Genomic DNA, 25,268 nt, shown 5'->3' with positions numbered 1-25,268 from the left:
GCGCAAGCGCACTTTCGATCAACCGCCATAGCGGACCGACCGGGGTCTATCGGGCCTCGGCCAGCAGCCGGGCGCTGTCGCCATCGCTCCAGTCGCGGTCGCCGGTGTAGCGCCACAGCTCGTGCCCGGTGCGGTCGAACAGGATGCTGGTCGGCATCACCTGCACCTTGAACGCGCTCGACAATTTCATGTCGGGGTCCTGGTAGGCCTCGATCTCGCCGACCTTGAGCTTGTCGAGAAAGGCGCGGACCGAGTCCTGCGGTCCCGAATCCTGGCTGACCGTGATCACCTTCAGCCCGCCGTCGGCGCGGTGAGCGGCGGCAAGCCGGTCGAGCGTCGGCAGTTCCTTGACGCACGGCCCGCACCACGTCGCCCACAGGTTGACCAGCACCGGCGCGCCCTCGAACTCGCTCATGTCGATGTCCTCGCCGTCGGGATCCTTGATCACCGCGTCGGGAAAGGGCTCGCCCTTGTGCGTGCGGTCGAGCCCTACCCCGGGCTGGGCGGCGGGCGCGGGCGCGCCGCCACTCGCCGCTTGAGGGGCGGGGGCCTTTTGCCTATCGCAGCCGCTGGCGAGCAACGCCAGGGCGAGGAGAGCGACGATCGACCGCAAGAGCGACTCCAATCAAATGTGGGGCGGGCGCTTCCAGGGTGGACCGGCCGCGGTGATGCGCGAGATAAATGCCTCGATCGCAGTCGACAAGCGGTTGTGGAAACAGGACATCGCCGCCAGCCGTGCCCACGCCGCGATGCTGTCGATGCAGAACATCCTCTCGCCCGAGGACGCGCGCGCGATCGACTTGGCGCTGGCCGAGGTCGGGCTCGAGATCGAGCGCGGCGAGCTGGTCGAGGACCCCGCGCTCGAGGACATCCACATGCACGTCGAGCATCGCCTGTCGCAGAAGATCGGCGCGGCGGCGGGGCGGCTCCACACCGCGCGCTCGCGCAACGACCAGGTCGCGACCGACTTCAAGCTGTTCGTCCGCGACTGCTGCGACCAGGCGATCGCCGGGATCTACGCGCTCGAGGACGCGCTGCTCGCGCGCGCCGAACAGCACGCCGACGCGGTGATGCCCGGTTTCACCCACCTCCAGTCGGGCCAGCCGGTGACGCTCGGCCATCACCTCATGGCCTATCGCGAGATGCTGGTGCGCGACCGCTCGCGCTTCGCCGACGCGCGGCGCCGCATGAACGAGAGCCCGCTCGGCAGCGCCGCGCTCGCCGGCACCGGCTTCGACCTCGACCGCGAGGCCACCGCCGCCGCGCTCGGCTTCGACCGGCCGACCGCCAACAGCCTCGACGCGGTCAGCGACCGCGACTTCGCGGTCGACTATCTCCACGCCGCCGCGCTCTGCTCGGTCCACCTGTCGCGGCTGGCCGAGGAAATCGTGCTGTGGGCCTCGCAGCCGTTCGGCTTCGTCAAGCTGCCAGACGCCTGGTCGACCGGAAGCTCGATCATGCCCAACAAGCGCAACCCCGACGCCGCCGAGCTGGTGCGCGGCCACAGCGCGCGGGTGATCGGCGACCTCGTTGCGCTGCTGGTCCTGCTGAAGGGCCTGCCGCTGGCCTATGCCAAGGACCTCCAGGACGACAAGCCGCCGCTGTTCGACGCGCACGACCTGCTCGGCCTCAGCCTCGCGGCGATGGCCGGGATGATCGCCGACCTCGCGTTCGTTCCCGAACGGATGCGCGCCGCCGCCGCCGCGGGCCATGCCACCGCGACCGATCTCGCCGACTGGCTGGTGAGCGAGGCCGACGTCCCGTTCCGCGAGGCGCACCATGTCGCGGGCAGCGCGGTCGCCGCCGCCGAGGCGAAGGGCAAGGCGCTCGACGAGCTGACGCTCGACGAGCTTCGCGCCGTCGACCCGCGGATCGACCAGCGCGCGCTGGCGCGGCTAAGCGTCGAATCCTCGGTCGCCGCGCGCCGCTCGGCTGGCGGGACTGCGCCCGAGCGGGTAAGGCAGGCGATCGCCGCCGCACGCGCGCAGCAGGCGGGACGGGAGGGACGATGAAGCGGACGCTCGCGCTTGCCACGCTGCTGTCGCTGCTCGGCGCCTGCGCGCGGGTCGGCCCGCTCGAGCCCGCGCCGGGCCGGTCGATGCCGGTCAAGCCGCGCATGGCGCTGACCACCCCGACGGTCGACCAGCTGCTCGCCTATACCACCCAGGCACGCCCGCAGCGGGTCGACGAGCTGCTGACCCGCAACAAGCCGCGCGAGTCCGACCGCTTCGACCTGCCGCCCCCCGCCGCGGGCTTCACCCCCGCGGCGCCTGCCGTGGCGACGAAGCCCGCCCCGGTGACAACCGGTCCCGACACCGCCGACCAGCCGAACTGAGCCGCCGATGAAACCGATCCGCAAAGCCGTCTTCCCCGTCGCCGGGCTCGGCACCCGCCTGCTCCCCGCGACCAAGACGATGCCCAAGGAGATGCTGACGGTCGTCGACCGCCCGCTCATCCAGTACGCGGTCGACGAGGCGCGCGAGGCGGGGATCGAGCAGCTGATCTTCGTCACCGGGCGCGGCAAGTCGTCGCTGGTCGACTATTTCGACATGAGCTTCGAGCTCGAGGCGACGATGGAAAAGGCGGGCAAGAGCCTCGACCCGCTGTCGGCCTCGCGCGCCGATTTCGGCGAGATCGTGTCGGTCCGCCAGCAGCAGCCGCTCGGGCTCGGCCACGCCGTCTGGTGCGCGCGGCACATCGTCGGCGACGAACCGTTCGCGATCCTGCTCCCCGACGACCTGATGGTCGGCAAGCCCGGCGCGCTCCGGCAGATGGTCGACGCCTACGCCCGGCTCGGCGGCAACATCGTCGGCGCGATGGAAGTGCCCGCCGACCGCACCTCGAGCTACGGGATCATCACCCCCGGCGCGCGCGACGGGGCGGTGACCGAGGTCACCGGGCTGGTCGAGAAGCCCGCTCCCGCCGAGGCGCCGTCGAACCTCGCGGTGGTCGGCCGCTACATCCTCCAGCCCGAGGTGATGGCGATCCTGAGTTCGAAGGAACGCGGCGCGGGGGGCGAGATCCAGCTGACCGACGCGATGGCCAAGCTGATCGGCCGGCAGCCGTTCCACGCGCTCACCGCCGAGGCGGTGCGCCACGACTGCGGCGACAGGGCGGGATTCGTGCTCGCCAACCTGGCGATCGCGCTCGGTCGCGACGATCTTCGCCCGGTGATCGAGGATTATCTCGCGACGCGCTAGGCGCGCATGACCATCCGTTCGAGCCGCCGCCGCTCGGCTTCGCTCTCGGCCAGCGCCATCCGCGTCTCGCCGAGCTGCACCGCGCGTTCGATCACCCGCGCGTCGAGCGTCGCATTGTCGGCCTTGAGCTGCCGTACCGCCTTCGCCCGGCGGAGCGCGCGGTCGATCCGCGCGAGCAGCAGGTCGAAATCGAACGGCTTGGCGACCACGTCGTCGGCCCCCGCGGCGAAGCCCGCGATCGCGCCCCCGGCATCGCTTCGTCCGCCGATCAGGATCACCGGCGTGTCGCGAAGCGCGCTGTCGTCGCGCACCAGCCGGGTCAGCTCGACCCCGCTGACCGGCACCATGCGGATCTCGGCGAGCACCAGGTCGACCGATGCGCGGTGAAGCTCTGCGACCGCCTGCGCGGGCGCGTCGCACGACACCACCCGGTGCCCCGCCTCGGCCAGCCGCCGCGCGATCACCGCGAGCGCGCCGCTCGACGGCTGGATCAGCAGGATTCGGGACGGCGAGGCGGGGGCCGGGGTCATCCCCTACCCGTCGCCCAAAATGGTTAACGAAGTGTTAGGACATCAGGGGTCGAGCTCGATGTCCCAGTAAAGATAGTCGCGCCAGCTCTGGTGGAGATAGTTGGGCGGGAACCGCTTGCCATGGTCCTGCAATTGCCAGTGGGTCGGGCGATAGGGCTCGCACTCGATGTGCATCTCGGCCTGCCGCGGGGTGCGCCCGCCCTTGCGCAGGTTGCACGGCGCGCAGGCGGTGGCGACATTCTCCCAGCTCGTCCGTCCGCCCTGTGCGCGCGGCACGACATGGTCGAAGGTCAGTTCCTTGAGGCTGCCGCAATAGACGCAGCGGAAACGGTCGCGAAGGAACAGGTTGAACCGGGTGAACGCCGGATATTCGCTCGGCTTCACGAACTGCCGAAGCGCGATCACGCTCGGCAGCTTGAGCGTGTGGGTTGGGCTGTGCACCTCGCGGTCGTAGAGCGCGACGACGTCGACCCGCTCGAGGAACATCGCCTTCACCGCCGCCTGCCACGGCCATAGCGACAGCGGGTAATAGCTCAGCGGGGTATAGTCGGCGTTGAGGACGAGGGCGGGACAACCGTCGGGGTGGCGAAGAAGCTCTGGGTGGTACACGGCGCAAGGGTCTCCAGCGTTCGTGGACTGGACCAGCCCCCCGAACGCCGTCCCACCCCGGCGGATCGCACCCACATGGCGGAGACCGGCGGCCGTCGGGCCCGTCCTTCCGTCTTGTCGTCGCGACGGATGCCAAGCCGCTGCGACAATGGCATGACAGCATGACCGGCGAATCAGCGTCAAGAGTCCCTTTTGCCACACCCGAGCGTCATCACCCGTTTCGCGCCGTCGCCCTCGGGGCGGCTCCACCTCGGCCACGCCTGGTCGGCGGTCACCGGACGCGATGCCGGCGCCGCGTGGAAGCTGCGGATCGAGGACCTCGACCCCGGCCGCTGCCGCCCCGAGTTCGTCGACGGCATCACCGAGGACCTGGCGTGGCTCGGGCTCGACTGGGACGGGCCGCCGCTGGTCCAGTCGGCGCGGACCGCGCTTTACGCCGACGCGCTCGACCGGCTGCGCGCCGAGGGGCTGGTCTACGCCTGCTTCTGCACCCGCGCCGACATCGCCGCCTCGCTCACTGCCCCGCACGGCGATGCGGGGGGGAGCTATCCCGGCACGTGCCGCGCATTGCCCGACGACCCCGACCGACGCGCGACCACCCCGCACTGCTGGCGGCTCGACAGCGGCAAGGCGCTGGACCGGGCGGGGCAGCCGTCGTGGAGCGAGGCCGACGGCGCGCGCTTCACCGCGCGTGCCGGCGACATCGGCGACGCGATCCTCGCGCGCAAGGACGCGCCCTCCTCCTATCACCTCGCCTGCGTGGTCGACGACGCCGACAGCGGGGTGACGCTGGTGGTGCGCGGCGCCGACCTGCGCCCCTCGACCCCGACCCAGCGGCTGCTCCAGGCGCTGCTCGGCCTGCCCGAGCCCACCTACCTCCACCACCCGCTGGTGCTCCACGACGACGGCCGCCGCCTCGCCAAGCGCGACCGGGCCCCGACGCTGGCGGCGATGCGCGATGCGGGGGTCGACGGGCGCGCACTCGCGGACCGGATCCGCGCGGGTTCGCTGCCCCTAGGATTCCGCCTCGCCGACGCCTAGATAGGCGTCCATGAGCATCCTCCTCATCCTCGCGCTCGTCGTCGCCATGGGCGCGGTCCTGTACGCCCTCGTCCGCGGTGTTATCGCCATGGCCAACGGCAAGGACGTCAGCGGCGAAGTCCAGCAGGGCTACATGCAGAAACGCGTGCTCTACCAAGGCATCGCGATCGTCATCGTCGTCCTGCTGCTGGTCGTCGCCAAGTCGAACGGCAGCTAGGCCCTGGTCAAGCTCACCAAGATCTACACCCGCACCGGCGACGACGGCAGCGCGGGGCTCGTCGACGGCAGCCGCGTGTCGAAGGCCGGCACACGGATGACCGCGATCGGCGAGGTCGACGAGGCGAACAGCGCGCTCGGCCTCGCGATCGAGGCGCTCGCGCCGTCCGACCCCCACGCCGCCCGGCTGCGCCGCGTCCAGAACGAGCTGTTCGACCTCGGTGCCGACCTCGCCACCCCGGTCGAGGTCGAGGGCGCGCTCCGCATCCTGCCCGCGCAGGTCGCCCGGCTCGAAGCCGAGATCGACGCGATCAACGCCGGCCTCGCCCCGCTCGACAGCTTCATCCTCCCCGGCGGATCGCCCGCCGCCGCCGCGACCCACCTCGCCCGCGCGATCGTTCGCCGGGCCGAGCGCGCGGTCATCGCGCTGTCCGCCGAGGAGCCGGTCAACCCCGACGCGCGCGCCTATCTCAACCGGCTGAGCGACCATCTGTTCGTCACCGCCCGCGCGGTGGCCGGGGCCGACGAGGTCAAGTGGCAGCCGGGGGCGACGCGGGTCGCCGGTTGAAACCTTATCGCCCGCTCGGCGGTTTAAGCCGGGAGGGGACGCCATCATGGCCCGTGCCGACGAACTGCAGCGCGAGACGCTGGCGAGCCGCTTGGCCGCCACGCGGGCGCTGACGCTCGCGCTCGCCGACCCGCTCAGCGATGCCGACGCGACGATCCAGCCGCACCCCGACGCCAGCCCCGCCAAGTGGCACCTCGCGCATACGACATGGTTCTTCGAAACCTTCGTTCTTCGCGACCATGTCCGTGGCTACCGGCTCCACGACGAGCGCTGGCCGTTCCTGTTCAACAGCTATTACAACGGCGAGGGCGCGCGCCACGAACGCGCGCGGCGCGGGATGATCAGCCGCCCCACGCTCGACGAGGTGCGCGACTGGCGGTGCGCGGTCGACGCCGCGCTCGCCGACGCGCTGCCACACCTTCCGCCGCAACCGCTGGCGCTGGTCGAACTCGGCATCCACCACGAGCAGCAGCACCAGGAGCTTTTCCTCACCGACCTGCTCGCGACCTTCGCCGCCAACCCGCTCGAGCCCGCCTATGGCGCGCTTCCCCCGCCGTCGGGCGAGGACGCGTCCCCGCCCGGCTGGATCGAGGGGCGCGAGGGCCTCTTCGAGATCGGCAGCGACGCCGGCCGCTTTGCCTTCGACTGCGAAAACCCGCGTCACCGCGCGCTGGTTCATCCCCACGCCATCGCCGACCGATGCGTCACCAACGGCGAGTGGATCCAGTTCATCGCCGACGGCGGCTATCGCACCGCGTCGCTGTGGCTCAGCGAGGGGTGGGACTGGGTCGAGGCCAACCGCGTCGACCGCCCGCTCTACTGGCACGAGGACATCGCCAGCGCCTTCACGCTCGGCGGCGCGCGCGCCATCGACCGCGCCGCCCCGGTCGCGCATCTGAGCTATTACGAGGCCGACGCCTTCGCCCGCTGGGCCGGCGCACGGCTGCCGACCGAGACCGAGTGGGAAGCCGCCTTCGCCGACGCCGACCCGCGCGCCGGCCACCAGCTCGACCGTGCCGGCCCGGTCGCGCCGACACCCGGAAACGACCCGTTCGGCAACGTCTGGCAATGGACCCAGTCGGCTTACCTCCCCTACCCCGGCTTCGCGCCCGCGGCAGGCACGGTCGGCGAATATAACGGCAAGTTCATGTGCGGCCAGTTCGTGCTGAAGGGCGCGAGCTGCGCCACCCCGCGCGGCCATTCGCGCGCCACCTACCGCAATTTCTTTCCCCCGGCCGCGCGCTGGCAGTTCACGGGAGTGCGTCTTGCTCAAGACCGTTGAGACGATCGATCCGGCGTTCCGCGCCGACGTGCTGAACGGGCTGGCCGAGCCGGTCCCCGCCATCCCCGCGCGCTGGTTCTACGACCGGCGCGGGAGCGAGCTGTTCGACGACATCACCCGGCTCCCCAGCTATTATCCGACCCGTACCGAGACCGCGCTGATCGAGGGCATGGCGGGCGAACTCGCGGCTCTCGCCGGAGAGGGCTGCGCACTCGTCGAGTTCGGCTCGGGCAGTTCGACCAAGACCCCGATCCTGTTGGAAGCACTCAAGCCTGCCGCCTACGTCCCGATCGACATCAGCGGCGACTACCTGCGGGAAGCCGCCGCCGCGGTCGACGCGCGCTTCCCCGACGTCGCGGTCCACCCGGTCGAGGCCGATTTCACAAAACCCTTCACCCTTCCGCCCGAGATCGACGGGCTGTCCCGGATCGGCTTCTTCCCCGGCTCGACCATCGGCAATTTCGTGCCGCAGAGCGCGACCGACCTGCTGCGCCACTTCCGCGACGTGCTCGGCACCGGGGCACGGCTCCTGATCGGAATGGACCGGGTCAAGCCGGTCGAGCGGCTGATCGCCGCTTATGACGATCCAGAGGGGGTCACCGCCGCGTTCAACCTCAACCTGCTCGAGCGGATCAACCGCGAGCTCGGCGGCGACATCCCCCTCGACGCCTTCCGCCACGAGGCGCGGTGGAACGACATCCATTCGCGGATCGAGATGCACCTCGTCGCGCGCCGCGACCTCGGCTTCAGCGTCGAGGGCCACCGCTTCGAGATGCAGGCGGGCGAGAGCATCCACACCGAGAACAGCCACAAATATGGTCCGCGCGGCGCACGGCTGCTGCTGCTCGCGGGCGGCTGGACCCCGGTGCGCGAATGGCTCGCCCCCGACGACGACTTCGCGCTGATCCTCGCCCAGGCCGAACGCGAGCGCTTCGCGCCCTAATTGTGCGGCGCGGCAAGCGTCGCTACATGGGCGGCCATGGTCTCCGCGCTCTTCGACATCGTCCAGATGCTGCTCCAGTTTCTGACGTACCTCATCTTCGCCTCGGTCATCGTCAGCTGGCTGGTCGCGTTTCGCGTGCTCAACACCAGCCAGCCGTTCGTCCGCTCGCTGGTGGTCGGGCTCGACCGGCTGCTCGACCCGCTCTACCGCCCGGTACGCCGCATCCTGCCCGATTTCGGCGGGATCGACTTTTCGCCGCTGGTCGTGTTGCTGCTGATCGCCATGCTCCGCCGCCTGCTCGCCGGGGCCGAGGCGAGCCTGCTCTACGGGGCGATGTGACCGCGCGCCGGATCGACGGCAAGGCCGCCGCGCTCGCGCTTCGCCAGCAGGTCGGGGCCGAGGTCGCGCGCTTCCGCGCCGCCACGGGCCGCGCCCCCGGGCTCGCGGTGGTGCTGGTCGGCGAGGACCCGGCGAGCAGCGTCTACGTCCGCTCGAAGGGCAAGGCGACCCGCGAGGCGGGGATGGAAAGCTTCGAACACAAGCTGCCCGCCGACACGAGCCAGGAGACGCTGCTCGCGCTCGTCGACCGGCTCAACGCCGACCCGACGGTCGACGGCATCCTCGTCCAGCTCCCGCTGCCGCCGCAGATCGACGAGAATATCGTCATCACCCGGATCGACCCCGACAAGGACGTCGACGGCTTCTCCCCGGTCAACGCCGGGCGGCTGGCGATCGGGCTCCCCGGCTTCGTCGCCTGCACCCCGCTCGGCTGCCTCAAGCTGCTCGAGGCCGAGCTCGGCGACCTCAGCGGCAAGAACGCGGTGGTCATCGGCCGCTCGAACATCGTCGGCAAGCCGATGGCGCTGCTGCTGCTGTCGGCCAGCTGCACCGTCACCATCGCCCATTCGCGCACCCGCGACCTGCCCGAGGTCGTGCGCGGCGCGGACATCGTCGTCGCCGCGGTCGGCCGGCCCGAAATGGTCAAGGCCGACTGGCTCAAGCCCGGCGCGACCGTCATCGACGTCGGCATCAACCGCATCGAGGCGGGCCCGGGAAATTCGAAACTGGTCGGCGACGTCGATTTCGCCGGCGCCAGCGAGGTCGCGGGCGCGATCACCCCGGTGCCGGGCGGGGTCGGCCCGATGACCATCGCCTGCCTGATCCGCAACACGATGGTCTCCGCCGCCCGCCGTGAACGCTTCGAAATCGACCCCGCGCTTTGATCGAGCTGTTCACCACCGCCTTCGTCACCCTGCTGGTGATCATCGACCCGCCGGGCAACGCGCCGATCTTCGCGTCGCTGACCGCGGGGACCGGCGCCGACCACCGCCGCAAGATGGCGATCCGCAGCGCGACCATTGCCTGGGCGATCCTGCTGTTCTTCGCGCTGCTCGGAAAGCCGCTGCTCCATACGCTCGGCATCACCCTGCCCGCGTTTCGCCTCGCGGGCGGGATCATGCTGTTCATGATCGCGCTCGACATGGTGTTCGAAAAGCGCACCGAGCGCCGCGAGGAGCGCGCCGAGGGGGTCAAGCGCGACGCCGCGACCGACATCAGCGTCTTTCCGATGGCGATCCCGATGATCGCCGGGCCGGGCTCGATCGCCTCGACCATGCTGCTCGCCAGCCGCGCCGAGAATTGGGAGGAGCGCGGCGTCGTGCTCGGCGCGATGACCGCGGTGATCGTCCTGACGCTGCTCGCCATGCTCGCCGCCGGGCCGCTGATGAAGGCGATCGGCGCCAAGCTCGAGGCGATGATCACCCGTATCCTCGGCGTGATCCTCGCCGCGCTCGCCGCCCAGTTCGTGATCGACGGGCTGAAACAGTCGCTCCCCGCGCTCGCGGGCTAGCGCGGCTTCAGCCGACCACCTTCCACATCGTCCACGGGCTGGTCTTGCCGAGGTCGACCGGCTGCAGCCAGCTCGGCACCTTTCCGCCCGCCAGCTGGACGTAGAAGCCCTTCGGCGCTTCGGACCGGAAGATCGTCGCGCTCGACTGGTCGGGGCAGATCAGCACGTAGTTGCTGCGATACTTGTCGACGATGATCGCGTGCGCCTGCGCCGCGTCGCCGCGGAACGCCTTCATCACGTCGACGATCGCCTGGTAGTTGCGATGGTAGGGGCCGGTGATCGCGTCGTGATGAGTCATCGCGATGATCCGCGGCCCGAAATCGACGAAGGTGAAGATGATCCCCTTCGGCTGTAGCGCGATCGGGCGAAGCGCGGGGAGCGTCGGGCAGCGCCGGTTGGCGGCGTCGACCCGGTTCGAATAGGCGGTCTTCTTCTCCTCGGGGAACTGGGTCGCGATCAGCGGGGTCAGCGCGCCCAGCCCGGCGAGCACCGCGACCACCGTCGCCACCACCCGCACCCCCGAAAAGCGCGAGCCCTGCGCGATCGGCACCAGCACCGCGATCAGCCCCGCCGCACCGACCAGCGACATCATCTGCGCCGCCGGCCCGGTACGCGTCTGCCACGCCAGCAGCAGCATCGCCGCCAGCAGCGGCGCCGCCACCGCGAGGATCCGCCGCTGGAGGTCGCCGTTCCCCCGCGCGCGCCATGCCATCATAGCGTAACCAATCAGCCCCGCGACCGGCAGGCCGAGGATCAGCATCGTCGTTTCGGCGCCATGCTTCCAGATCGGCCGCGCCTCCTGGACGTGGCTCATCCACAGCTGGTCGGCCTCGGGGCTGATTCCCTCGAGCCGCGACAGGCATTTCGGCCACGCCAGCGCGTGGAAGGCGGCGATCACGATCCCAGCGCCGAGCGCGACCAGCAGCCGCCGCTGCCAGCTCAGCCCGCGAACGAATACCAGCCCCGCCAGCAGCGCGCTCCCGGCAAGCGCGTCGCTCAGCCACACCGGCGACAGCGCGTCGCACACCGCGTGCCAATTGTCGTTCGACCCGAAGATCAGGAACGCCAGCGTCGTCCCGACCGACAGGCTCAGCGCATAGGCCGCCAGCCGCTCGCGCTCGCCCTCGTCCTGCACCCAGAACAGGACCTGCGCGACGCCCATCATCGCCATGTAGATGATCATCTCGAGCCCGATCGACAGGCCGAGCGCGGTGGCGATCCCGGTGGTCAGTCCACCGCGCCGCCGGTCGGGATCGGCCAGCCCGGCGAGCGAGAGCGCGAGGAAGGCGAGCTGCCAGCCATGGTGGTCGATCCGCAGCGGCTGCACCATGCCGAGCGTCGCCCCGGCCATGAACAGCGCGACGATCGTCAGCGGCACCGCCAGCGCGCCGACCAGCCGCCGCGCGGTCAGCGCCAGCGCCCAGATCATCGGCAGCAGCGGGATCATCGGCGCGATCGCGGCGGCATATTTCTCGGCCGTGATCGGCGCGACGAACAGGCGGAACAGCAGGATCAGCCCGGCGATCGGCAGGTCGACCAGCCGCGACCAGTGGATGTTGGCCCCGCCGTGGACGGGGTCGAGCCGGTGCTGGCGAAGGTCGTACCAGCCCTGCCCGGTAAGCCACGCGCGGACCTGCGCCATGCGGGTATTGTCGTCGGTATCGCCGAGCGCGAACCAGTGGATCGCCGCCTGCTTCTGCCACAGGAAATAGACGCAGAAGCCGAGCCACGCGACGACCACGATCAGCCGCCAGTGGCGCTCGATGTCACGCTCAAGCCTGTCGATCACGTCCCACCCCGGCCCTTGGAAAACTCGCGCTCGCTCTAGAGCCCATGGTGACCGCCCGCAACGGCGCTGACGGGGCCGCGCCGCTCTCGGCCATTGCGGTTTGTCGGTCTGGAAACTAACGGCCTTTTCCAGCCATGGTCCAGTCCGTCATCAACCGGCTCGAGCCCGAGCATCGCGCGACGCTGGTCCAGCTCGCCCGCTACGGGCTGGCCGGGGGGATCATCACCATCGGCGTCGCGGCGAGCTTCTACCTGCTCGCCGAGACCGGCTGGGTGGGGCCGATGACCGCCTTCACCATCGTCTTCCTCGTCTTTTCGGGCATCAGCTACGCGGTCCACGGCGCCTACAGCTTCAAGGACCATGGCGCGCGCGACAATCACCATGTCCGCGGCTTTCGCTTCCTGCTCGTCAACCTGCTCGGCTACGCGATCAACCAGGGCTTCGTCTGGTACCTGGTCAAGCATCTCCACGGCCCCAACTGGTGGCCGACGATCCCGATGGTCTTCTTCACCCCGCTGGTGACCTTCGCGCTTCACCGCAAGTTCGTCTACGCATGAGCGCGATGCAGCTCAGCCTGATCGTGCCCGTGATGAACGAGGAAGCCGCGGTCGGCCCGTTCGCCGAGCGGGTGGTGCCGATCCTCGAAGGCCTCGCCGATCCCGCCGCGACCGCGTTCGAGATCCTGTTCGTCGACGACGGGTCGAGCGACGCGACGCTGGCGCAATTGAAGGCGCTCAACGCCACCGACCCGCGGATCCGCGCGATCAGCTTCTCGCGCAATTTCGGCAAGGAGGCCGCGCTGTCGGCCGGGCTCGACGAGGCGAAGGGCGCGGCGGTGATCCCGCTCGACGTCGACCTGCAGGACCCGCCCGAGGTGATCGGCGAGATGGTCGCCAAGTGGCGCGAAGGTTACGACGTCGTCTACGGCGTGCGCGACAATCGCGAGACCGACAGCCTGCCCAAGCGGCTCACCGCCGACCTCTACTACCGCGCGCACAACTGGATCAGCCGCGACAAGATCCCCGAACATGCCGGCGACTTCCGCCTGCTCGACCGGCGGGTGGTCGAGGTGATCCGCTCGATGCCCGAGCGCAACCGCTTCATGAAGGGGCTGTTCGCCTGGGCGGGGTTCAAGCAGACCGCGGTCAGCTACCACCGCGAGGAGCGCAAGGTCGGGCGGACCAAGTTCAACTACGTCAAGCTGTGGACGCTGGCGATCGACGGCATCACCTCGGCCTCGACGCTGCCGCTCCGGGTATGGAGCTATCTCGGCGGTTTCGTCGCGCTCGGTGCTATTGTCTACGCGCTGTTCATCGTCGTTCGCACCCTCGCCTTCGGGATCGAGGTGCCGGGCTATGCCTCGATGATGGTCGCGATCCTGTTCCTCGGCGGACTGAACCTGCTTTCGCTCGGGGTGCTCGGCGAATATGTCGGGCGCATCCTGACCGAGGTGAAGGGCCGCCCCTTGTACATCGTGCGCGAACGGATCGGGGGCGAATAGTGGAACGCCATATCTACGACCGGATGGCCGAGCTCGGCGACACCCACTGGTGGTTCCGCGCCCGCCGCCGCGTGCTCGACGAGATCGTCCGCCGCGTGGCGAAACCGCCGAAGGACGCGCGGATCCTCGAGGTCGGGTGCGGCCCGGGTCACAACCTGGCGATGCTCAAGAGCTTCGGGCGGGTCGAGGGCGTCGAGATGGACGAAGCCGCGGGGAAGATCGCCTCGGGCCGCGTCGGCGCCCCGGTCGCGGTCGGCAGGCTGCCCGAGCTCGATGGCATCGCGCGCGGCGCCTACGACCTCGTCGCGCTGCTCGACGTGCTCGAACATGTCCCCGACGACAGGGCCTCGCTCGCCGCCATCTTCGACCTGCTGAGGCCCGGCGGCGCGCTGCTGCTCACCGTCCCCGCCAACCCGTGGATGTTCAGCGCGCACGACGTCGCGCACCATCACCACCGCCGCTATCGCAAGCGCGAGATCGACGCGCTCGCGCGCGAGGCGGGGTTCGCGGTCGACCTCTTGACCCCGTTCAACACGCTGCTGTTCCCGGCGATCGCCGGGGCGCGCGCGATCGGCAAGCTGACCGGCAAGGAAGGCGGCGACGACGCGCTCCCGCCCGCGCCGCTCAACAAGCTTCTCGAGGGCATATTCGCTAGCGAGCGATGGCTTGCGGGTAGGGTTCCGTTTCCGGCGGGGGTGTCGCTGGTAGCTGTTCTGAGGCGCCCCGCTTGCGCATGAGCAGCGAGCCGGGGACCGAGTAGACGGTCTTCCAGTCGCGCACCAGCTGGTAGGGGATCGGCGGCGCGTCGATGATCCACAGATAATCGAACGCCTCGGGCTTCAGGTAGCTGAACGCGGTGTCGATGTACCAGCCCTGGTGGCGGCACGGCGGGCTGCGCACGATTTCCGACGCATCGGCCTCGAACGCCCCCGAATCGGGCTTGTGCACCGTCAGCAGCGCCGCCCCGGCAAGCCGCCACTGGTCGTTGCTGAACGAATCGCGCTTGATGATGGTGAAGGCGGGCAGGTGCGATTCGCGCTCCATCGGCCAGCCCGAACAGGGCGCCCACACCATCGAGGCGACCCGCGAGCCCGGCGGCATCCTCTCGAGCGCGGCGATGATCTGCGCCTGGTGATCGGCGGCAAGCCCGAGGCTGAGCATGTTGCCCGCGATCCGCAGCAGGTAGAAGCCCGCCCCGGTCAGCGCGATCCGCCCGGCGAGCTTGAAGTCGGTCGACCGCTTGAAGCGGATCGCAAGCACGATCAGCGCGACCCCGTAGGGCACCAGCCGCATGTCGGCATAGGCCGAGCCGAACACTTTCCACGGCAGCAGCGCAAAGGCGGCGGCGACCACCAGGAACGAGAAGAACAGGTTGCGCGACAGCGTCAGCCTCGGGTGGACGATCGCCGCGATCGGCAGCAGCAGGAACAGGATCGCCGCGCCGATGTCCCACCATTTCCAGCGGTCGCGGACCACCTTCAGCAGATAGTCGCCCTTGCGCGCCCAGTCCCAGAAGCCGGTCGTCGCCCCGCCGCCCGCGTCGCTTCGCCACAGCGCCATCATCACCACCGGCCCGGCCATCGCCGCGGCGTGGAATCCCGCGGTCAGGATCGCTTTCCACCAGCTCAGGCCCCGGTCGTGCTGGCGCACCGCCTCGGCCGAAAAGCACATCAGCCCCATCATCCCCCAGCCGACGGTGTGGCAGAAATAGACGACGAAGCTGTAGGGGATGAAGATCGCGGTGCGCAGCCGCGTCCTGCCCAGCCGCCCCAGCCGCAGCCACAGCCCCATGCCGAGGAAGGCGAGCGCCATCGACAGCGCGAAATTGACGAAGCCGAACAGGAACGGATAGCCGAACGCCAGCGGCAGCGCGAAGGCGACCGTCGGCGGCAGCCGGTTGTGCACCTCGCGCGCGACCCACAGCATCCCGGCGACGGTGAGCGGCGGGATCGACATCACCACCAGCTTGGTCGCCAGCTCGACGCCCAGATATTTGACCAGCGGCACGACCAGTAGGTCGACCCCCATGTTGCCGATCGGCCGCCAGCGGAAACTGTACCACTGGTGGAGGTAGGGGCTGGTGTCGATCGTCGCCGCGACCTGGAACCGCCCCATGTGCCCGGGCAGGTCGACCAGCGGCGGAAAGCTCGGGTAGAGGAGCGGGATGAAGGCGACGAGGATCATCGCCACCACGTAGGGCCGCCCCTCCCACCACGGCCGCGGCGCGCCCTTCGGGCTCGGCGCCGGGGCGGCCTCGTGGGCCAGGATCTCGGGCGCCTGCATCAGCTCCCGCGGCGACCCAGCAGGCCCAAAGGCGTGATCATCGATCGCGCCGTCCCAGCAAACGAAGCCGGAGCGCGTTGAGCTTGATGAACCCCTCGGCGTCGCGCTGGTCGTAGGCGCCGGCGTCGTCCTCGAAGGTCACCACCTTTTCGCTGTACAGCGAGTGCGGCGACTTCCTGCCCGTGACATGGACCCCGCCCTTGTAGAGCTTCATCCGCACCGTCCCCTCGACCTTGGCCTGGCTATGGTCGATCGCCGCCTGCAGCATCTCGCGCTCGGGCGCGAACCAGAAGCCGTTGTAGATCAGCTCGGCATAGCGCGGCATCAGCTCGTCCTTGAGATGCGCCGCCCCGCGGTCGAGCGTCAGCTGCTCGATCGCGCGGTGCGCGACCGCGTAGATGGTCCCGCCCGGGGTCTCGTACATGCCGCGGCTCTTCATCCCGACAAAGCGGTTCTCGACCAGGTCGAGCCGCCCGATCCCGTGCCGCTTGCCGAGCGCGTTGAGCCTGGTCAGCAGCGCCGCGGGCGACAGCGCCTCGCCGTTGACCGCGACCCCGTCGCCGGCCTTGAAGTCGATCGTGATCTCCTCGGGCGTGTCGGGCGCGGCGACGAGGTCGTCGGTGCGCGAATAGACATAGTCGGGCACTTCCTCCCACGGGTCTTCGAGCACTTTCCCCTCGCTCGAGGTATGGAGCAGGTTCGCGTCGGTCGAAAACGGGCTTTCGCCGCGCTTGTCCTTGGGCACCGGGATCTGGTTCTTCTCGGCGAAGTCGATCAGCGCGGTGCGGCTGGTCAGGTCCCATTCGCGCCACGGGGCGATGACCTTGATGTCGGGGTCGAGCGCGTAGTAGCCGAGCTCGAAACGAACCTGGTCGTTGCCCTTGCCGGTCGCGCCATGGCTGACCGCGTCGGCGCCGACGGCATGCGCGATCTCGATCTGGCGCTTGGCGATCAGCGGCCGCGCGATCGAGGTGCCGAGCAGGTACAGCCCCTCGTAGAGCGCGTTGGCGCGCATCATCGGGAACACGTAGTCGGCGACGAACTCCTCGCGCAGGTCGTCGATGAAGATATGCTCGGGCTTCACCCCCATCAGCTCGGCCTTGGCCTTCGCCGGACCCAGCTCCTCGCCCTGCCCCAGGTCGGCGGTAAAGGTCACCACCTCGCAGTTGTAGGTCTGCTGGAGCCATTTCAGGATCACGCTGGTGTCGAGCCCGCCCGAAAAGGCGAGCACCACGCGGCGAATGGAATCGGCCAAGGAAAGCTCCTGTAATCGCGTCGGAAATACGCCCCGCGCGCCCTTGCCACCCATGCCCCGCCTATTCAAGCGCCATACAGGTGCCGGCGATAGACTTCGCGCCTCTTTCGATCAGGAGTGAACAAGCATGAGCAAACTGCTTCTCGCCGGCGCGGTCTTGGCGATCGCGGCCCCGCTCCCGGCCCAAACCGCCGCGCCCGCGCCGATGGCGCCGATGGCCCAGCAGGGCGGCGGCAAGTCGATCACCCGCGCCGAGTTCATCCAGCGCGCGGTCGCCGCCTTCCAGCGCGCCGACACCAACCACGACGGGATCGTGACCGCCGACGAACTCAACGCGCTCCAGGCGCAGGGCGGCGGCTGGAAGCGGGCGCCCGGTGGCGGCCAGTGGAAGCGCAGCGAAGGGGCGATGGCCAACCCCAACGCCGCCTTCGACCGGCTCGACACCAACCATGACGGCGTTCTCAGCCGCCAGGAATTCGCCGCCGGCCGCCAAGTCCGGATCGAGCAGCGCCGCATCGTGATGCAGAACGACCCAACCCAGCCCGGCGCCCAGCCGATGGCCGGCGACATGCAGGCGATGCACGGCATGCATCATGGCGGCCGGGGCGGGATGGGCGGCGGCGCGGGGATGCTGCGCATGGCCGACCTCAACCACGACGGGCGGATCACGCTTCAGGAAGTGCAGGCGGTCGCCGCGCAGCATTTCGACATGATGGACACCAACCACGACGGCGTCCTCACCCCCGACGAGCGCAAGGCCAACCGCGGCCACATGATGCCAATGGACATGAAGCGCGGCAATTAAGCGCCCGCTGGTGGCGCTGCTATTGGGGCAGCGTCAGGCGGGTTCGCGTACCCGCCTGGCGCGCGCCTTTTTCTTGGGCGCGCCGAGCCCGTCGCCGATCGCCCGGTAGCGCGCCTCGGCCTCGGCCATGTAGTCGCGAGTGATCGGCACCGCGCGGCGGTCGCGGATGTACTGCACCTGGAAATTGCACGCCGCCCCGGTCTCGAACATCACGATTCCGCCCGCCAGGTAGAATTCCCAAAGCCGGAAGAAGCGCTCGTCGTAGAGCTTCACGATCTCGGCCTTCGCCGCCTCGGTGCGCGCCAGCCAATGGCGCAGCGTGTAGGCGTAATGCAGCCGCAGCACCTCGATGTCGCTGACGATCAGCCGCAGCGGCTCGGTCGCCGCGCAGATCCCGCTGATCGAGGGGAGGTGGTATCCGGGGAAGATCCACTTGTCGGTAAACGGGTCGGGCGTCCCCTCGCTGCCGAGCTTGCCGATGGTGTGGAGCAGCATCACCCCGTCGTCGGCCAGCAGCTCGCGGCACTTGGCGAAGAATTCGGTGTAGTGCGCCGCGCCGACATGCTCGAACATGCCGATCGACACGATCCGGTCGAACCGCCCGTCGAGCGCCCGATAGTCGATCAGCTCGAACTTGACCCGGTCGGCGACCCCCGCCTCCTCGGCGCGCCGCCGCGCGACCTTCAACTGCTCCTCCGACAGCGTGATGCCGAGCACGTCGACGTCGGCGACGCGGTTTAGGTAGAGCGCGGTCCCGCCCCAGCCGCAGCCGATGTCGAGCACCCGCTGCCCCGGCTTCAGGTAGAGCTTGGCGGCGATATGCGCCTTCTTGTCGGCCTGCGCCTGGTCGAGCCCGTTGCCCGGATCGGTGAAATAGGCGCAGCTGTATTGCCGGTCGCCGTCGAGGAAGAGTTCGTACAGCTCGTCCGACAGGTCGTAATGATGCGCGACGTTCTTGCGCGACCGCTTGGCCGGGTTGCGCCGGAACAGCGACTTCAGCGCCGCGACCCGCCCGGTGGCGATCGCCTTGCGCCCCGCCCCGCCGTCCTCCCAGCGATTGGCGCCGAGCAGCATTTCCATCAGCTGCAGGATCGTCCCGTCCTCGATCACGATCCGCCCGTCCATATAGGCCTCGCCGAAGCCGAGCCGCGGATTGCGGACGATGTCGAAGGCGACGCGCTTGTCGGTGAAGCGGACGGTCAGGTGCCCGCCATCGCCGCCGGGGCCATAGGTGTCGCGGCTGCCGTCGGGCATGACGAGCGTCAGCCGCCCGCGGGTCATCAACGTTCCAAGCAGTCGGCCGATCAACGCCATGGTCACTCCCTCTGGCGCCGACCGTGGCGGCTCATTCGCCCGCGTTCAAGACCTCGGACCGCCGCTTTTTCTCGGCGGCAGTCTTGAGCTGGCCGCACGCCGCGTCGATGTCGCGCCCGCGCGGGGTGCGGACGGGGGCCGAGATGCCCGCGTCGAACACGATGCCGCTGAACGCCCTGATCCGCTCGGGCGTCGAACATTCGTAGGCCGCGCCCGGCCACGGGTTGAACGGGATCAGGTTCACCTTCGCCGGCAGCTTGTACGCCTTGATCAGCCGCACCAGCTCGCGCGCGTCGGCGTCGCTGTCGTTCTTGTCCTTCAACATCACATATTCGAAGGTGATCCGCCGCGCATTGTTCGCGCCCGGATAGGCGGCGCAGGCGGAGAGCAATTCCTCGATGCCATATTTGCGATTGAGGGGCACGATCTCGTCGCGCACCTCCTTGGTCACCGCGTGGAGCGAGACGGCGAGGTTGACCCCGATCTCCTCGCCCGCCTTTTCCATCATCGGCACCACGCCCGAGGTCGACAGCGTGATCCGCCGCTTGCTGAGCCCCAGCCCGTCGCCGTCCATCACGATCTTCAGCGCGTCGCGGACATTGTCGAAATTATACAGCGGCTCGCCCATCCCCATCATCACGATGTTGGTCAGCATCCGCCCCTCGGCGCCGTGGTTCTCTTCGCCCGGCTTGGGCCATTCGCCGAGCGCGTCGCGCGCCAGCATCACCTGCCCGACGATCTCCGCCGGCTCGAGGTTGCGGACCAGCGCCATCGTCCCGGTATGACAGAAGCGGCAGTTGAGCGTGCAGCCGACCTGGCTCGACACGCACAGCGTTCCCCGGTCGGCGTCGGGGATGAACACCATTTCGAACTCGTGGCCGTCGTGGGTCTTCAGCAGCCACTTGCGCGTGCCGTCGTTCGACACCTGCGCCTCGACGACGTCGGGCCGGGTGATCGCGAACCGCTCGGCCAGCCAGCCGTGCTGCGCCTTGGCGATGTCGGTCATCGCCGCGAAGTCCGACACCCCGCGATTGTAGATCCAGTGCCAGATCTGCTTGGCGCGAAGCTTGGCCTGCTTCGGCTCGAGCCCGGCGTCCGCGAGCGCGGCGCGGATCGCCTCCTTCGACTTGCCGACCAGCTCGACCCGCCCGTCGGCGCGCGGCGGTGCGCCGGCGCGGTGCACGGGCACGGGATCGACGGTGCCGGGGATCGGCATCAGGGCGGTGTCGGCACTCATGGCAGGCGGGCCATGTAGTTGAAGCCTCAGCGTTTTGCCAGTCCCGCCGCGCACGCCGCGGCGGCGTCGATCGCGGTCGGCGCACCGCTGAGGTCATACTGGTCGACGATCGCCCCGCCGTTGGCCGCGCGGCTCTGCACCGACATCCAGCCCCCGGCGCGAAGCGCGGCGATGATCGCCGCGTCCTGCGCCGCCCCGTTGCTCCACGCCCACTCGCCGCGCCCGACCAGCAGGAACGGCTGCTTGCCGATCGTCGCCAGCACGCTCGCCCCGTCGCGCGCGGGGCGGTTGAGCCGCACCGCGAACTGCCCGCGACGGACCCCGCCCGGCGCGTCGAACGCCAGGCTCGCGCGCGCCGGCGGCCGCTGCCCCGCGGTGCCGCGCAGCGACAGGCTCGCCGCCTCGCACGTCGCCCCCCGCCGAAGCGCGGCCCAGTGTCCGTCGGCGGCGACGATAGTTGCCGGCGGCGTCTGCGCGGCGAACAGGAGGGCGAGCAACATCGCGCCACGCTAGGCGCGGATCGCGCGCGGCTCAATCGGCGGCGGCGCTTGCCAAGTCCGATCCATTATGGAATCAATTCCCCCGCTCGGACGGATTTCGCGGGGGGTCGCGATCGTCGTGGGCGTATCCAGTAATTCGAGACGCGGCGCGTGAGCCTGCCGCAACTCCTGTCGGCGGCGACCGGCGAGCTCGCGCTGTTCGCGGGGGTCGGCTTCTTCCTGTTCGCGATCGACGACCTCGCGGTCGACCTGATCTATTTCACGCGCACCTTCTGGCGCTCGGCGACCGTCTATCGCCATTTCCCGCGCGCCTTCGCCGATCGCCTGCCCCCGCCGACCGGGCGGATCGCGGTGCTGGTTCCCGCCTGGGACGAATCGGCGGTGATCGCGCCGATGCTCCGCGCCGCGCTCGCCCGCTTCGACCATCCCGACTACCGGCTTTACGTCGGCCATTACCGCAACGACCCGGCGACCGCCGCGGCGATCGCCAGCGTCGCCGACCCGCGCGTCCGCGCGATCGACATCGGGGTCGACGGCCCGACCACCAAGGCCGACTGCCTCAACCGGCTCTACGCCGCGATGACCGCCGACGAGGTCGCCGACGCGCACCGCTTCAAGGCAGTCGTGCTCCACGACGCCGAGGACGTGGTCGACCCGCTCGAGCTTCGCCTGTTCGACCGGCTGGTCGAGCGCGCCGCGGTGGTCCAGCTCCCGGTCGTCCCGCTGCTCGACCCCGGCTCGCGCTGGGTCGCGGGCCATTATGCCGACGAGTTCGCCGAGGCGCACGTCAAGGAACTGGTGGTGCGCGAGGCGGTCGGCGCGGCGATCCCGCTCGCCGGGGTCGGCTGCGGGCTCGAACGCGGCGCGCTCGACCGGCTCGCCGCGCGCCACGACGGCCGCCCGTTCGCCGATGCCAGCATGACCGAGGATTACGAGATGGGGCTGCGCCTCGGCGCGCTCGGGCTCAAGACGATGTTCGTGCGGATGGCGGCGGGCACCGGCGGCGGCGCGGTGGTCGCCAGCCGCGGCCATTTCCCGACGACGATGGGCGCGGCGGTGCGGCAGAAGGCGCGCTGGATCGGCGGGATCGCGATGAGCGGCTGGGACCGGCTCGGCTGGACCGGCGGGCTCGGCGAGCGCTGGTTCCGGATGCGCGACCGGCGCGGGCCGATGGCGGCGGTGCTGCTCGCGGTCGGCTATCTCGCCGCGCTGCTCTGGGGGCAGCTCGCGCTCGCCCGCGCGCTCGGCGCGCCGGTCGGCTTCACCCCCTCGCCCGGGCTTCGCCTGCTGCTCCTCGCCAACGCGGTGCTGCTGGCGTGGCACGTCGCGATGCGGATGATCTTCACCGCCTACGCCTACGGGCTCGGCGAGGGGCTTCGCGCGCTGCCCCGGCTGCTGGTCGGCAACGTCATCGCCATCGCCGCCTCGTGGCGCGCGGCGCGGCTCCATTTCGGCGGCGGCCCGCGCCAGTGGGACAAGACCGCGCACACTTTTCCGCGCGAGCTTCCCGCGATGGGCCGGTCATGAGCGCCCCGACCCGCTTCCTCGTCCTCGTCCTCGGCGGCTGGGTGGTCGCGCGAAGCGCGCTGCTGGCGATGACTCCCGACACCCGCCTGCCCGAGCCCGCCCCGGCGCTGCCCGAGCGATCGACCCCCGCGCTCGCCGGGCTCGACCCGCTGACCCTGCCGCCGCCCGGCGCCGCGCCCGTGCCGACCGACGCCATGACGCCGCTCCCGGCGGCGCCGCCGAACATCGTCTACTATCTCCCCGCGGGCTACGCGCCGAGCTACGCCCCGGTGTCGGCCCCGCGGGTCCGCGCGCGCTACGCGCTCGCCGATCCCGCCCCCGGCTGGGACCTCGCTGACGCCCCGCCTGCCTATGGCCGATCGCCGCGCCCGCTGCGCGACTGGCCGCTGCAACAGGTCGACGGCGGCTCGGCGGGCGCCCCCGCCCCGCTTGGCAGCCCGCCGCCGATGGTCGCGGCGAAGTTCGACCGGCTCCAGCTGACCAGCTGGGCGCTGGTCCGCAACGACCGGCTCGCCCAGTCGACCCGCGCGCTCGCCCCCGGCGGGACGCTGGGCGGAAGCGAGGGCGGGATGCGGCTGCTCTACCGGTTCGACCGTCGCTTCGCCGCCAGCCTCCGGCTCACCGCGCCGATCGGCAACCGCACGATGGGGGGCGAGGCCGCGCTCGGGCTTCGCGTCCAGCCGTTCGCGCGGATTCCCCTCGCCTTCACCGCCGAGCGCCGCCAGCTCCTCGGGCGAAGCGGCGGCCGCTCGGCCTTCGCCCTGTTCGCCGAGACCGGGCTGTGGGACCAGCCGCTGCCCGCCGGCATGATCCTCGACGCCTATGCGCAGGGCGGGGTCGTCGGGCTCAAACACCGCGACCTGTTCGCCGAGGGTTCGGCCACCGCGACCCGCAAGTTCCTCCACCGCTTCTGGGCCGGGATCGGGGTGTGGGGCGGGATCCAGCCCGGGGTCAGCCGGCTCGACATCGGCCCGCGCCTCTCGGTCCGCCCGCGCAAGAACCTCAGGGTCCACCTCGACTATCGTTACAAGGCGGCGGGCAATGCGCGGCCGGGATCGGGCCCGGTGATCACCCTCGCCGGGGATTTCTGACGCCGCGGGCCTTTATTCCGCCATCCGCTTGGGGCAGCGTGGGCCGCGGTTCATGGATATCTACCTCCCCATCGCCGGCCAGTCGGTCAACGCGCTGCTGATGATCATGCTGGGCGGCGCGGTCGGCGTGCTGTCGGGGATGTTCGGGGTCGGCGGCGGCTTCCTCACCACCCCGCTGCTGATTTTCTACGGAATCCCGCCGAGCATCGCGGTCGCCAGTTCGACCACCCAGATCGCCGGGGCGAGCGTGTCGGGCTTCCTCACCCACTGGCGGCGCGGCGCGGTCGACGTGAAGATGGGGCTGGTGATGATCGCCGGCGGCACGGTCGGCAGCCTCGCCGGCTCGCTCGTCTTCCGACTGCTCCAGAAGTCGGGGCAGGTCGACCTGATGATCAGCCTGCTCTACGTCCTGCTGCTCGGCTCGATCGGCGCGCTGATGCTTCGCGACGCGATGGTCGCGCAGGGCTGGCTCGCCGCGCCCGACGCCGCCCGCCCCCCCGCTCGCCACAAGCGCTGGATCGCCTCGCTGCCGCTGCGCTGGCGGTTCACCACCTCGGGGCTCTACGTCTCGCCGGTCGCGCCGGGGGTGATCGGGCTGGTCACTGGCATGCTCACCGTGCTGCTCGGGGTCGGCGGCGGCTTCATCCTCATCCCGGCGATGATCTACCTGCTCGGCATGAGCTCGCGCTTCGTTGTCGGCACCAGCCTGCTGATGGTCCTCGCGACCAGCGCGGTGTCGGTGATGATCCATTCGGTCACCACCCATTCGGTCGACATCGTGCTCGCCGCGCTGCTGCTCGTCGGCGGGGTGATCGGCGCGCAGTACGGCACCATCCTCGCCACCCGGCTCAAGCCCGACAAGCTGCGCCTCGCGCTCGCGGTGATGATCCTGCTCGTCGCCGGGCGGATGGCGCTCGGCCTCGCCTGGCGCCCGGGCGAAATCTACTCGATCGAATATCTGTGAGACGCGCCGCCGCCCTCCTCGCGCTCGCCGCGCCGCTGCTGATGGGGCAGGCCAAGCCGGTGCTGGTCCCCGACGTCTCGGCGCGCCAGGTCGAGATCCGCTACAGCTTCTCGGGCGCGCAGCTGCTGCTGTTCGGCGCGATCGTCTATCCCGGCGGCAAGGCCCCCGCCACCCCGGCCGACATCGTCGTCGTGCTGCGCGGCCCGGTCGAGCCGATCGTCGTGCGCGAAAAGCAGAAGATCGCGGGGATGTGGATGAACGCCGATTCGAACCGCTTCCGCTCGGCCCCCTCCTTCTACGCGGTCGCTTCCTCGCGCCCGGTACGCCAGCTGGTCGACGAGCGCACCGCCGCGATCTACGAGATCGACCTCCACGATCTCCAGCTCTCGCCCGGCGGCGGCGCGCTGCCCGACAAGGAACGGCGGTTCGAGGCCGGCCTCCTCGACCTGCGCCGTCGCCAGGGACTCTACGCCGAAAGCCCCGGCGGGGTCGAAATCAGCGACGGCGTCCTCTACCGCGCGCGCATCTCGATCCCAAGCCAGGTCCCGGTCGGCACCTACCAGGCCGAGACCTTCCTGATCGACCGCGGCAAGGTGATCGCCGCCGCGACCCGCGACGTCCAGATCGACAAGGCCGGGACCGAACGCTGGATCGCGGTCGCCGCGCGCCGCCACGGGGTCTATTACGGGATCGCCTCGGTGCTGCTCTCGCTCGGGCTCGGCTGGGCCGCCGCCGCCGCCTTCCGCCGCCGCGGTGCGTAGGGC

At 70.3% G+C, this 25,268-nt stretch carries 28 protein-coding genes; 19 read left to right on the top strand and 9 right to left on the bottom strand.

Going from position 1 to position 25,268, the window contains the following annotated elements; genetic code table 11:
- Positions 1-46 precede the first annotated feature (46 nt).
- Positions 47-613: a TlpA family protein disulfide reductase gene (locus tag ABDK56_RS06535; protein WP_349807378.1), complete on the bottom strand. Its 567-nt coding sequence runs from the start codon at positions 611-613 to the stop codon at positions 47-49.
- Positions 614-629: 16 nt separating this feature from the next.
- Between ABDK56_RS06535 and argH the strand changes: the two genes are divergently transcribed.
- The 3 genes from argH to ABDK56_RS06520 are packed head-to-tail and all read left to right on the top strand — an operon-like array spanning position 630 to position 3,200.
- Positions 630-2,012, top strand: coding sequence for an argininosuccinate lyase (gene argH, locus ABDK56_RS06530; RefSeq protein WP_349807377.1), 1,383 nt, complete (start codon positions 630-632; stop codon positions 2,010-2,012).
- Entirely contained in the window at positions 2,009-2,335 is a 327-nt protein-coding gene (locus ABDK56_RS06525; protein WP_349807375.1) for a hypothetical protein, read from the top strand. Before argH ends, ABDK56_RS06525 begins: the two co-directional genes overlap by 4 nt.
- A 7-nt stretch (positions 2,336-2,342) precedes the next feature.
- Positions 2,343-3,200, top strand: coding sequence for a UTP--glucose-1-phosphate uridylyltransferase (locus tag ABDK56_RS06520; protein ID WP_349807374.1), 858 nt, complete (start codon positions 2,343-2,345; stop codon positions 3,198-3,200).
- Here the strand turns inward: ABDK56_RS06520 and ABDK56_RS06515 are convergent.
- Complete coding sequence (locus ABDK56_RS06515) at positions 3,197-3,730, bottom strand: response regulator (protein ID WP_349807372.1); 534 nt, start codon at positions 3,728-3,730, stop codon at positions 3,197-3,199. The two genes, ABDK56_RS06520 and ABDK56_RS06515, sit on opposite strands and share 4 nt — an antisense overlap.
- Positions 3,731-3,772: 42 nt before the next feature.
- Positions 3,773-4,339, bottom strand: a complete 567-nt coding sequence (locus tag ABDK56_RS06510) for an HNH endonuclease (RefSeq protein WP_349807371.1) — start codon at positions 4,337-4,339, stop codon at positions 3,773-3,775.
- A gap of 192 nt (positions 4,340-4,531) precedes the next feature.
- On the opposite strand from ABDK56_RS06510, the gene gluQRS reads away from it, so the two are divergent.
- From gluQRS to ABDK56_RS06470, 8 genes are read left to right on the top strand one after another with little or no spacing between them, the layout of a single operon-like run.
- The gene (gene gluQRS, locus ABDK56_RS06505) at positions 4,532-5,380 is read left to right on the top strand and encodes a tRNA glutamyl-Q(34) synthetase GluQRS (RefSeq protein WP_349807370.1); all 849 of its coding nucleotides are present in this window, start codon (positions 4,532-4,534) and stop codon (positions 5,378-5,380) included.
- Positions 5,381-5,390: 10 nt separating this feature from the next.
- A complete protein-coding gene (locus tag ABDK56_RS06500) occupies positions 5,391-5,597 on the top strand; it encodes an HIG1 domain-containing protein (protein WP_349807369.1) in 207 nt (68 codons plus the stop codon).
- Positions 5,598-5,600: 3 nt separating this feature from the next.
- Positions 5,601-6,164 (top strand): cob(I)yrinic acid a,c-diamide adenosyltransferase, encoded by a 564-nt coding sequence (locus ABDK56_RS06495; RefSeq protein ID WP_349807794.1) that lies wholly within the window; start codon positions 5,601-5,603, stop codon positions 6,162-6,164.
- A 46-nt stretch (positions 6,165-6,210) separates the two neighbouring features.
- Positions 6,211-7,446, top strand: coding sequence for an ergothioneine biosynthesis protein EgtB (gene egtB / locus ABDK56_RS06490; RefSeq protein ID WP_349807367.1), 1,236 nt, complete (start codon positions 6,211-6,213; stop codon positions 7,444-7,446).
- Positions 7,430-8,389: an L-histidine N(alpha)-methyltransferase gene (egtD, locus tag ABDK56_RS06485; protein ID WP_349807366.1), complete on the top strand. Its 960-nt coding sequence runs from the start codon at positions 7,430-7,432 to the stop codon at positions 8,387-8,389. Before egtB ends, egtD begins: the two co-directional genes overlap by 17 nt.
- 36 nt (positions 8,390-8,425) lie before the next feature.
- Positions 8,426-8,728: a YggT family protein gene (locus ABDK56_RS06480; protein WP_349807365.1), complete on the top strand. Its 303-nt coding sequence runs from the start codon at positions 8,426-8,428 to the stop codon at positions 8,726-8,728.
- Positions 8,725-9,612, top strand: a complete 888-nt coding sequence (folD, locus tag ABDK56_RS06475) for a bifunctional methylenetetrahydrofolate dehydrogenase/methenyltetrahydrofolate cyclohydrolase FolD (protein WP_349807364.1) — start codon at positions 8,725-8,727, stop codon at positions 9,610-9,612. The genes ABDK56_RS06480 and folD overlap by 4 nt, the downstream gene beginning before the upstream one ends.
- Positions 9,609-10,238 (top strand): MarC family protein, encoded by a 630-nt coding sequence (locus tag ABDK56_RS06470; RefSeq protein ID WP_349807363.1) that lies wholly within the window; start codon positions 9,609-9,611, stop codon positions 10,236-10,238. The genes folD and ABDK56_RS06470 overlap by 4 nt, the downstream gene beginning before the upstream one ends.
- Positions 10,239-10,245: 7 nt before the next feature.
- Here the strand turns inward: ABDK56_RS06470 and ABDK56_RS06465 are convergent, their stop codons facing one another.
- Positions 10,246-12,027: an AcrB/AcrD/AcrF family protein gene (locus tag ABDK56_RS06465; protein WP_349807362.1), complete on the bottom strand. Its 1,782-nt coding sequence runs from the start codon at positions 12,025-12,027 to the stop codon at positions 10,246-10,248.
- Between the two features lie 134 nt (positions 12,028-12,161).
- On the opposite strand from ABDK56_RS06465, the gene ABDK56_RS06460 reads away from it, so the two are divergent.
- From ABDK56_RS06460 to ABDK56_RS06450, 3 genes are read left to right on the top strand one after another with little or no spacing between them, the layout of a single operon-like run.
- Positions 12,162-12,584: a GtrA family protein gene (locus ABDK56_RS06460; protein WP_349807361.1), complete on the top strand. Its 423-nt coding sequence runs from the start codon at positions 12,162-12,164 to the stop codon at positions 12,582-12,584.
- A complete protein-coding gene (locus ABDK56_RS06455; protein ID WP_349807359.1) occupies positions 12,581-13,528 on the top strand; it encodes a glycosyltransferase family 2 protein in 948 nt (315 codons plus the stop codon). Before ABDK56_RS06460 ends, ABDK56_RS06455 begins: the two co-directional genes overlap by 4 nt.
- Positions 13,528-14,265 (top strand): class I SAM-dependent methyltransferase, encoded by a 738-nt coding sequence (locus ABDK56_RS06450; RefSeq protein ID WP_349807358.1) that lies wholly within the window; start codon positions 13,528-13,530, stop codon positions 14,263-14,265. The genes ABDK56_RS06455 and ABDK56_RS06450 overlap by 1 nt, the downstream gene beginning before the upstream one ends.
- Here ABDK56_RS06450 and ABDK56_RS06445 read toward each other — a convergent pair.
- Together ABDK56_RS06445 and ABDK56_RS06440 are read right to left on the bottom strand one after the other, a co-directional pair.
- Complete coding sequence (locus ABDK56_RS06445; RefSeq protein ID WP_349807357.1) at positions 14,180-15,811, bottom strand: hypothetical protein; 1,632 nt, start codon at positions 15,809-15,811, stop codon at positions 14,180-14,182. The genes ABDK56_RS06450 and ABDK56_RS06445 overlap by 86 nt on opposite strands.
- 37 nt (positions 15,812-15,848) lie before the next feature.
- Positions 15,849-17,066 (bottom strand): argininosuccinate synthase, encoded by a 1,218-nt coding sequence (locus tag ABDK56_RS06440; RefSeq protein WP_349807356.1) that lies wholly within the window; start codon positions 17,064-17,066, stop codon positions 15,849-15,851.
- A 127-nt stretch (positions 17,067-17,193) separates the two neighbouring features.
- On the opposite strand from ABDK56_RS06440, the gene ABDK56_RS06435 reads away from it, so the two are divergent.
- A complete protein-coding gene (locus ABDK56_RS06435; protein WP_349807355.1) occupies positions 17,194-17,871 on the top strand; it encodes an EF-hand domain-containing protein in 678 nt (225 codons plus the stop codon).
- A gap of 33 nt (positions 17,872-17,904) precedes the next feature.
- Here the strand turns inward: ABDK56_RS06435 and ABDK56_RS06430 are convergent, their stop codons facing one another.
- The 3 genes from ABDK56_RS06430 to ABDK56_RS06420 are packed head-to-tail and all read right to left on the bottom strand — an operon-like array spanning position 17,905 to position 20,922.
- Positions 17,905-19,185: a class I SAM-dependent methyltransferase gene (locus tag ABDK56_RS06430; protein ID WP_349807354.1), complete on the bottom strand. Its 1,281-nt coding sequence runs from the start codon at positions 19,183-19,185 to the stop codon at positions 17,905-17,907.
- Between the two features lie 31 nt (positions 19,186-19,216).
- A complete protein-coding gene (gene rlmN, locus ABDK56_RS06425) occupies positions 19,217-20,422 on the bottom strand; it encodes a dual-specificity RNA methyltransferase RlmN (RefSeq protein WP_349807353.1) in 1,206 nt (401 codons plus the stop codon).
- Between the two features lie 26 nt (positions 20,423-20,448).
- Positions 20,449-20,922, bottom strand: coding sequence for a hypothetical protein (locus ABDK56_RS06420; protein WP_349807352.1), 474 nt, complete (start codon positions 20,920-20,922; stop codon positions 20,449-20,451).
- Positions 20,923-21,072: 150 nt separating this feature from the next.
- Between ABDK56_RS06420 and ABDK56_RS06415 the strand changes: the two genes are divergently transcribed.
- From ABDK56_RS06415 to ABDK56_RS06400, 4 genes are read left to right on the top strand one after another with little or no spacing between them, the layout of a single operon-like run.
- The gene (locus ABDK56_RS06415) at positions 21,073-22,449 is read left to right on the top strand and encodes a glycosyl transferase family protein (protein WP_349807350.1); all 1,377 of its coding nucleotides are present in this window, start codon (positions 21,073-21,075) and stop codon (positions 22,447-22,449) included.
- Positions 22,446-23,540 carry a hypothetical protein gene (locus ABDK56_RS06410; RefSeq protein WP_349807349.1) on the top strand — a complete coding sequence of 365 codons (1,095 nt, stop codon included), beginning with the start codon at positions 22,446-22,448 and terminating at the stop codon, positions 23,538-23,540. Before ABDK56_RS06415 ends, ABDK56_RS06410 begins: the two co-directional genes overlap by 4 nt.
- Positions 23,541-23,592: 52 nt before the next feature.
- Positions 23,593-24,504 (top strand): sulfite exporter TauE/SafE family protein, encoded by a 912-nt coding sequence (locus tag ABDK56_RS06405; RefSeq protein WP_349807347.1) that lies wholly within the window; start codon positions 23,593-23,595, stop codon positions 24,502-24,504.
- 41 nt (positions 24,505-24,545) lie between these two features.
- Entirely contained in the window at positions 24,546-25,265 is a 720-nt protein-coding gene (locus tag ABDK56_RS06400) for a TIGR02186 family protein (protein ID WP_349807793.1), read from the top strand.
- Positions 25,266-25,268: the final 3 nt, after the last annotated feature.

It is taken from the genome of Sphingomonas sp. ASV193, from assembly GCF_040203355.1.
Taxonomy (GTDB): Bacteria; Pseudomonadota; Alphaproteobacteria; order Sphingomonadales; family Sphingomonadaceae; genus Sphingomicrobium.
The sequence above is the reverse complement of the archived record's forward strand: the minus strand, read 5'-3'. Positions and strand labels throughout refer to the sequence as shown.

Coding starts and splice junctions, on each gene's coding strand:
- argH (WP_349807377.1), top strand. CDS start 630: ATGTGGGGCGGGCGCTTCCAGGGTGGACCGGCCGCGGTGATGCGCGAG.
- ABDK56_RS06525 (WP_349807375.1), top strand. CDS start 2,009: ATGAAGCGGACGCTCGCGCTTGCCACGCTGCTGTCGCTGCTCGGCGCC.
- ABDK56_RS06520 (WP_349807374.1), top strand. CDS start 2,343: ATGAAACCGATCCGCAAAGCCGTCTTCCCCGTCGCCGGGCTCGGCACC.
- ABDK56_RS06515 (WP_349807372.1), bottom strand. CDS start 3,730: ATGACCCCGGCCCCCGCCTCGCCGTCCCGAATCCTGCTGATCCAGCCG.
- ABDK56_RS06500 (WP_349807369.1), top strand. CDS start 5,391: ATGAGCATCCTCCTCATCCTCGCGCTCGTCGTCGCCATGGGCGCGGTC.
- egtB (WP_349807367.1), top strand. CDS start 6,211: ATGGCCCGTGCCGACGAACTGCAGCGCGAGACGCTGGCGAGCCGCTTG.
- ABDK56_RS06480 (WP_349807365.1), top strand. CDS start 8,426: ATGGTCTCCGCGCTCTTCGACATCGTCCAGATGCTGCTCCAGTTTCTG.
- ABDK56_RS06460 (WP_349807361.1), top strand. CDS start 12,162: ATGGTCCAGTCCGTCATCAACCGGCTCGAGCCCGAGCATCGCGCGACG.
- ABDK56_RS06455 (WP_349807359.1), top strand. CDS start 12,581: ATGAGCGCGATGCAGCTCAGCCTGATCGTGCCCGTGATGAACGAGGAA.
- ABDK56_RS06445 (WP_349807357.1), bottom strand. CDS start 15,811: ATGCAGGCGCCCGAGATCCTGGCCCACGAGGCCGCCCCGGCGCCGAGC.
- ABDK56_RS06435 (WP_349807355.1), top strand. CDS start 17,194: ATGAGCAAACTGCTTCTCGCCGGCGCGGTCTTGGCGATCGCGGCCCCG.
- ABDK56_RS06430 (WP_349807354.1), bottom strand. CDS start 19,185: ATGGCGTTGATCGGCCGACTGCTTGGAACGTTGATGACCCGCGGGCGG.
- rlmN (WP_349807353.1), bottom strand. CDS start 20,422: ATGAGTGCCGACACCGCCCTGATGCCGATCCCCGGCACCGTCGATCCC.
- ABDK56_RS06420 (WP_349807352.1), bottom strand. CDS start 20,922: ATGTTGCTCGCCCTCCTGTTCGCCGCGCAGACGCCGCCGGCAACTATC.
- ABDK56_RS06410 (WP_349807349.1), top strand. CDS start 22,446: ATGAGCGCCCCGACCCGCTTCCTCGTCCTCGTCCTCGGCGGCTGGGTG.
- ABDK56_RS06405 (WP_349807347.1), top strand. CDS start 23,593: ATGGATATCTACCTCCCCATCGCCGGCCAGTCGGTCAACGCGCTGCTG.
- ABDK56_RS06400 (WP_349807793.1), top strand. CDS start 24,546: ATGGGGCAGGCCAAGCCGGTGCTGGTCCCCGACGTCTCGGCGCGCCAG.